Genomic DNA, 713 nt, shown 5'->3' with positions numbered 1-713 from the left:
ACCGCCGATATTTGGTGCCTTAGCCCCGAGCTTAGCTTTTTTGGCGATTGCGGTAGCGTTGCTGAGAAGAAAGCTATAATCAAAGAAAAAGGAAGGCGCTATGCCTTCCTTTTTTGTTTCTCTGCGATTTATTTTGCTTTTGGCAAAACCACCACTTCAGTTTTTGCCCAGATATCGTGGAAACCACGTTTTTGCGGGTCAATTGGCACGGTTAAGTTCGCAAGACCAAAGCCTGATGTCGCAAGGCGGATTAATGCTTGAGTCGCCGTAATTGGAGCGCCGTCTTTCGCGTTTCGAATTTGCATTTTCCAAGCGCGCATGCCTAGGGTTTGACCTGCTCGCGTCCAGAAAAAGACGAAGAAGTAAATCCAGACTACCGCCAGATAAAGTGTGAATATCGGACTCAACACCGGGTGTTTCCCTAACATATCTGCGGCATCCACATATTCTCCGTAGCTCAGCAAGCCTGCTGCATTCAAAGCAAACACCACAGCAATTACGACACCCGCAGCCATCATCTCAATGGCTAAGACAATTAGAGTGTCATAAAACAAAGCGGCCAATCGACGGAAAAATCCCGCTGGTGGAAGAGTTGTAGAAGTAGTCATAATTCCATCACTTACCTTAAAAATTGTGCGTCAGGATATAGATTCCGCCTGTCTGTGAAAAGAGAGCTGACGCACAGACTCTCCAATTACGGCCAAATCTAAGAG

At 46.6% G+C, this 713-nt stretch carries 1 protein-coding gene; it reads right to left on the bottom strand.

From position 1 onward, the window contains the following. Positions 1-128 precede the first annotated feature (128 nt). The gene (locus R7Q48_RS27365; protein WP_005461101.1) at positions 129-608 is read right to left on the bottom strand and encodes an RDD family protein; all 480 of its coding nucleotides are present in this window, start codon (positions 606-608) and stop codon (positions 129-131) included. Positions 609-713 lie beyond the last annotated feature (105 nt).

This window comes from Vibrio sp. 378 (genome assembly GCF_033339435.1).
This window is presented reverse-complemented; position numbering and strand designations above follow the sequence as displayed.